The sequence below is a fragment of the Streptomyces carpinensis genome (genome assembly GCF_002154505.1).
In the GTDB taxonomy this organism is placed as follows: Bacteria; Actinomycetota; Actinomycetes; order Streptomycetales; family Streptomycetaceae; genus Streptomyces; species Streptomyces carpinensis.
Map to the genome: position 1 here is coordinate 22,926 of NZ_MUBM01000039.1, position 6,000 is coordinate 28,925.

Below are 6,000 nucleotides of genomic sequence, written 5' to 3' on the forward strand. Positions count from 1 at the left end.
ACCCACGCATCAAAGGGGGTCGGCCCTGAGCCGATCGCCTACCAGGCACCCCCGCCCCAACCCGGCAACGCCCGCTTCTCAGCCTGTGGCCGGACCGTCCTACGCGAGGACGGTCCGGCCACAGGCCGTTTCTCTCGTTTTCGCAGACCGAGAGGCATCCCACACTTTCTCACCGCACGCGCTTAACGCGCCCTTGCATTAAAACGCATATGCAAATAACGTCGCATGCAAGCAAGGCGGCGAAAGGGCGTACAGGCGAGGCGCCGCGCGGCTCACCACCACGCACAAAAGGGAACTCCTGATGAGCCTCACCCACCTGCTGCCCGGTTCGCTGGGCTTCGGCACCGCCCCCATGGGCAACATGTTCCGCGCCGTCACCGACGACGAGGCACAGGCCACCCTGCAGGCCGCCTGGGATCAGGGCATCCGCTACTACGACACCGCCCCGTTCTACGGCGCGGGCCTGGCCGAGATACGGCTCGGCGAGATGCTGTCCCGGCAGTCGGGGGCGCGAGGAGATCCCCGCCGCCTTCTGGCACGACCTGCGGGAGACCGGCCTGCTCGACCCGGCCGCCCCGCTCCCCACGGGCGCCTGACCCACCGGGCACCCCGCAGGACCACAACCCCCACGCACGAAGGACCCCGCCGTGGCGTCCACTTCCGTGACCTGCGTCGTCCAGGCGTCCCCCGAGGCGGCCGGGGACCTGATCGGCAGCTTCCACGCCCTGCCCGGCAGGCCGGAGGCCGTCGAGGTCCGGTGGAGCGGCCGCTTCGTCCCCGAGGGTGAGCGACGAGGAGGCCGAGGCTCTCTCCGTCACATCCACCGGGACGGCCTCGAGGCCCTGGCCACGGCAATCGAGACGCGATGACCGGCAGTCCGCGACGCAGTCCGGCAGGCGGAACCCCGACCGATCGACTGATCGGTCGGGGTTCTCGCCGTTGCTCACCCATGAGCCCATGCAGACCAGGCGGCGTAGGTAACCGACGTGCCGGGACCGCACGCACCCGAACTCCTCATCGAAATCGGCTTAATTGACTGTGAAAAACGGGTATTGACCGGTCAAATGAACGGGGCTACGTTTCTGGCCATGGCAGTCCCGGCGTACCTGCGGATCCGCAACGAGTTCGAGCAGCAGATCCGCTCTGGCGCACTTCCCCCCGGCAGTCGGCTTCCCACCGAGGCCGAGCTCCAGCAGCAGTACTCGATCGGTCGCGCGACGGCGCAGCGAGTGCTGACCGAGCTGGCGCAGGCCGGGTTCGTGGAGCGCCACCGCCGGCGGGGCACCTTCGTGACCGAGGGGGCACGGCAGGAGAACCTGCTGCGCTTCGTCAACCCACTGCTGCGAGGCCCGGAGATACCCGGGCGGCACGAGGTGGAGTCCGCAACGGTAATCCCGGCCCGCGACGCCGGAGTGGAGCTGCCCGGCGTGGCCGATGACACGCCTGTGCACCAACTGCGGCGGCTGAAGTACGACCTCGACGACAAGGTGATCGCCGTCGAGCTCTCGGCCATACCGTTCTCGTTGGCACCTCGGCTGCAGGAGGAGGATCTCGACCACCTGACCACGCACGACTACTTCGCCCGGATGGGCATTCCGGCCGCCAAATCCCGCATCTACATCGACCCGATCGCGCTCGACGCGGTGACCGCCGCTCGGCTGCGCGTACCCGAGGGCCACGCAGTTCTCCGGCTCCGCCGGTTGACCTGGCTGACCGACGGCAAGCTTGCCGAGGCCAGGTGGGACGTCAATCGCCCGGACCTCGTCGAGTTCTTCCTCGAACAGACCATTCAGCCCACTACAGACTCGTAGTCCCCGGACGGTCTCCGCCGGTTGGCCCGACCGGCGGAGCGCTCGCCGAGGCGATGCGGCGCACTCGCCCGGCCTCGTCGAATTCCGACACGTGACTCCGCCCGGCAGGGGCCCCCGGCCCCTCCCGCTGCCGGACGGGACCGCGATCGAGATCATCACCGCACCACCTCGACCGGTACAGGCCGGCCGGTTCCGACGACCCACCCGCGCTGCCTTCCCCGGATGCGCAGGGGCGGCCTCGGCCGCCGCTGCCCGGCTGCTGCCCGATGCGTATCGGGACCTCCGCCGAGGGGTTCACCCCAGACGAACACGCCCGGTCGGGCGTTTCGCCCGGCCTGCGTAATGCCTCGGGCGTGCCCGGATTCTCCGGGCACGGCATCACCTTCGCCCCGGTCCTGACCGAGATCGCCGATCTCGCCCGGGGCGGTAGCACCGAGCACGACCTCACCCATCTGGATCCGGGCCGCTGCTTCAGCGCCTGACCACCGGAGGCACCCCATGCACACAGGTTCGACCGGACAGATCATCGGCGTGGTCACAGCCAGTTTGCTGGTGATCGGCTGGGGCGCGGCGATGTCCGTGTACTTCGGACGCCGCGCAAGAACATCCCGGGACTGGCTCTCCGCCAACGAGTCACTTCCGTTGTTCGTCGTCGTCATCACCCAGTTCGCCGCCGCTGCGGGCGGCGGGGTGCTCATCGCCCACGTGGGCATCGGCTACCAGTCGGGTTGGTCGGTGTTCGTCTACGAGGGCTGCGTGCTGGTCGGCTTTCTCCTGCTGATGCTGATCGCCCGGTGGCTGCGCCAGCAGAGCTTCACCACGGTGCCCGACGTCATCAACCGGCTGTTCGGGCAGAACAAGCTGGTCACGGCCATCGCCGCGCTGGCTGCGCTCGCGGTCCCGTTCGGCTGGATAGCCACTCAGTTCGTCGCCTTCGCCAAGCTCTTCGGCCAGCTGACCGGGATCTCCACACCTGTGCTCGTCGCGGTGATCACGGTCGCCTCGCTGACGTTCGTCCTGCCCGGCGGGTTGACCTCGGTGGCATGGGCCGACTTCGTCTTCGGCCTCTTCAAGATCGCGATGGCCCTCGCGGTGGCGTTCTACGGAATCCACCTGGCCGGGGGCTGGAACCACATCACCGCGACCGTGCCGAAGCGGCTGTGGAGCCCTGGAGGCGTCACCGCCGTGGGATGGCACCAGATCTGGCTCTGGGCGTTCGCGATCATTCCCGGAACCCTGACCAACCAGCTCTACTACCAGCGCGTGTTCGCCACCAGGAAGGTGTCCGACGCGCGCCGCGGTCTCGGGCTGTCCGGAGTGACGATGCTCGTCAGCGGAGTCTATGCGGGCTGCATCGGCCTGGCGGTGCACTCGATGAACCCCCACCTGTCCAACCAGGAGGACGCCGCGGGGTGGCTGCTCACCCAGCTGCCGTCCTGGATGCTCGTGGTCTTCGCCGCTTTCCTGGTGGCGACGATCGTGGCCACCAGCGGCGCCGCCCTGCAGTCCACCGTGGCCACCCTGATGCGCGACGTCCACCAGACGATCGCCGGAAAGGAGGCGGGCGATCGCCGGACCGTCACGCTCTCCAGACTGATCAGCGTCGCGGTGGCGGTTCTCGCGGCCGTGCTGGCGATCGCGTTCCCGACCGCCCTGGCGTGGCTCGTCGCCTCCTACGCCTACTCGGCGGCCGCGCTCGCCGCGCCGATCTTTCTCGGTTACCTGCTGCACCGCCGCCGACAGCTCAAGCCGGTCGCGGCCATCGGCAGCATGGTCGCCGGCCTGATCGGCTGCGGCGGCGCCCAACTGCTGGGCACAACCGTGCCGTACGCGGTGTACGGCATCGTGGCGTCGGCCGCGGTCCTCCTGCTGCTGACCGCGGCAACGTCCGAGAAGCACGTCCCCACCGTCCCGAGTGAGATTGTGAGCAACGCATGAAGATCGCCGTGATCGGACTCGGCGTTCTGGGCGCCGGAGTCGCCCGCGCCCTGGCCCTGATGGGCGCCGAGGTGACGGTCTTCGAACGTGCCGCAGCAATGGCCGGCACCTCCGGTACGACGTTCGCCTGGACCAACTCGCACAACAAGAACCCACGCTCGTACCACGACCTCAACGTCGCCGGACTGTCCGAACACGCCGCTCTCGCACGGCACCCCGGAGCGGCCCCGACCTGGTACGTGTGCAACGGGAACCTGGAGTGGGCCGAGGATGCGCCGGGTGCCGAACGGCTGACCGCCTCGGTCGCCGAGCTCGTGGACCGCGAGTACCCCGTGCGCTGGATCACTCCGCAGCAGGCTCGCGAATTCGTGCCCGACCTGCGCCTCGCGGCCCACATCGAGCACATCGCGCACTACCCCACCGAAGGTCACGTCTTCCCCGCTCTACTGGTGTCCCGGCTGTGGGGGGAGGCACGGGACCATGGCGCCCGGCTGCGCTGCCCGGCAACAGTGACGGGCCTGTCCGAGACGGCACGCGGTGTGCGCATCGAGTTGTCCGACGGTGTCGCCGAGGCCGACGCGGTCGTGATCGCGGCCGGACGCTGGACCGAGGCGCTGACCGCGTCGACCGGCCACCGCATCCCGATGGCCGACCCCGACGCCGCAGGTACCGCGACGGTGGGGCTGCTCGGCTACACCAACCCGCTCCCGACACGGCTGGACCGCGTGCTGACCACGCCGCGGCTCAATGTCCGCCCGGACGGCGCAGGACGCCTGATCGTGCAGGGCCTGGACCTGGACGCGGATGCCGACCCGGCATCTCCCCCGGCCGTGGACGGCCACCACGCCCGCGAACTGTGCGGTCGCCTCACCGGCCTGCTCGCCGGAACCGAAGGAGCCCGACTTGAGTCGCTGCGCGTCGGCCAGCGGGCGTTGCCCGCCGACGGCCTCACGGTCGCGGGCTTCCTGGGCGACAACGCGCGCATCTACACGGTCGCCACCCACAGCGGCATCACCCTCGGCCCCCTCCTCGGCAGGCTCGCCGCCCAGGAACTGCTCACCGGCGACCCCGAGGACCTCCTGGCGGACTTCCGCCCGGAGCGCCTGATCGGCCGCACCGAACTCCCGACCCTCCGACCGGCCCGCTTCGCCGGACAGCAGTGACCCAACTCCCCGGATGACCCGGTAGTTCTTCGGCTTTGTCGATGTCCTCTGTCGACAACCTCTGTCGACGGCCCGTTCGCCGGTTGCGCGCACCCTGCAGCGGTCCTCGAAGCCCCCGGCCGCCCGCCTCGTGAGCCTTCGCGCAGGCGGGCGACCGTGTCCGCGGTCTCAGCCCTCCAGAGGGCTCAGCCCCCTAGAGGGAAGATGCTTGCAGCAGCCTGATATCAGCCCTGGCAGATATTTCAATCGATGGCGTATCCTGTTGTTGCAGTTGCACCTGGAAGGAGACCCAGGCTCCATGACCGCCACGGACCCCGCGCTCACCGCCCTCGCCAATGGCTGGGCCGCGCTTTCCCTCCTGCACGGCAAGATCGAGGCACACATCGAGCGCGCCCTGCAGTCCAATCACGACCTGAGCGTCCGGGAGTACTCCCTGCTGGACGTACTCAGCCGCCAGCACGACGGCGTAGGCGGGCATCTTCAGATGAAGCAGGTCGCCGACGCGGTCGTCCTCAGCCAGAGCGCCACGACCCGCCTGGTCACCCGCTTGGAGGACCGCGGTCTGCTGTCCCGGTACCTGTGCCCGACCGACCGTCGCGGCATCTACACCGACGTCAGTGAAGCCGGCCTGAAGCTCCTGGAAGAAGCCCGGCCGACCAACGACGCCGCCCTCCGGGAGGCGCTCGACGAAGCCGCCAAGAATCCCGAACTGGCTTCACTGGTCAAGGCAGTGGAGTCGGTGGACGCTCTGCCGCAGCCCCAGTAACCCGTGGCAGCCCTGTCACAGCCAGGGCATCTTCTTCGCGCCGTTTCAACAGGTGGTCGCCGTAAGGGTCGGCCGTGGCGGCGCGGCACCGCGGCGGGCGGCGACGTCCGCCGCCTCACCTCCCCCGCCGACGCGCCACCTCGCGCGAGCCGGGCGTTCCGGCACGCCGCGCCGCTCCAGGTGATCCCGTTCGGCAGTACCCGGCCGCCCGCCCGACGCGTCTTCCCCACCGGCAGTCCGCACGGCGCCCCCTCCCCACTCCGGCAGTCCGCCCGAGTCCCCTCCCACCGGCGGGATGAGCCGGGGCAGCACTCCCCTCCCC

At 69.7% G+C, this 6,000-nt stretch carries 6 protein-coding genes and 1 pseudogene; all 7 read left to right on the plus strand.

Annotated elements, in window-relative coordinates; translation table 11 throughout:
- Positions 1–301: 301 nt before the first annotated feature.
- Positions 302–499 (plus strand): annotated as a pseudogene (locus tag BZY54_RS06705) (aldo/keto reductase); the annotation flags it as partial.
- Positions 500–647: 148 nt separating this feature from the next.
- On the plus strand, positions 648–869 hold the full coding sequence (locus BZY54_RS49185) for a hypothetical protein (RefSeq protein ID WP_107419667.1): 222 nt from the start codon (positions 648–650) through the stop codon (positions 867–869).
- A gap of 117 nt (positions 870–986) precedes the next feature.
- The gene (locus tag BZY54_RS06710) at positions 987–1,811 is read left to right on the plus strand and encodes a GntR family transcriptional regulator (protein ID WP_244217005.1); all 825 of its coding nucleotides are present in this window, start codon (positions 987–989) and stop codon (positions 1,809–1,811) included.
- Positions 1,812–2,164: 353 nt separating this feature from the next.
- A complete protein-coding gene (locus BZY54_RS54700) occupies positions 2,165–2,293 on the plus strand; it encodes a hypothetical protein (RefSeq protein ID WP_279634665.1) in 129 nt (42 codons plus the stop codon).
- A gap of 16 nt (positions 2,294–2,309) precedes the next feature.
- Entirely contained in the window at positions 2,310–3,749 is a 1,440-nt protein-coding gene (locus BZY54_RS06715) for a sodium:solute symporter family protein (RefSeq protein ID WP_086723617.1), read from the plus strand.
- Complete coding sequence (locus tag BZY54_RS06720) at positions 3,746–4,912, plus strand: NAD(P)/FAD-dependent oxidoreductase (RefSeq protein WP_086723618.1); 1,167 nt, start codon at positions 3,746–3,748, stop codon at positions 4,910–4,912. Before BZY54_RS06715 ends, BZY54_RS06720 begins: the two co-directional genes overlap by 4 nt.
- Positions 4,913–5,210: 298 nt before the next feature.
- The gene (locus BZY54_RS06725) at positions 5,211–5,678 is read left to right on the plus strand and encodes a MarR family winged helix-turn-helix transcriptional regulator (RefSeq protein ID WP_086723619.1); all 468 of its coding nucleotides are present in this window, start codon (positions 5,211–5,213) and stop codon (positions 5,676–5,678) included.
- Positions 5,679–6,000: the final 322 nt, after the last annotated feature.

Bases quoted from the DNA above. Each gene is read 5' to 3' on its own strand.
- BZY54_RS06720 (WP_086723618.1), top strand. From the start codon at position 3,746: ATGAAGATCGCCGTGATCGGACTCGGCGTTCTGGGCGCCGGAGTCGCC.
- BZY54_RS06715 (WP_086723617.1), top strand. From the start codon at position 2,310: ATGCACACAGGTTCGACCGGACAGATCATCGGCGTGGTCACAGCCAGT.
- BZY54_RS06725 (WP_086723619.1), top strand. From the start codon at position 5,211: ATGACCGCCACGGACCCCGCGCTCACCGCCCTCGCCAATGGCTGGGCC.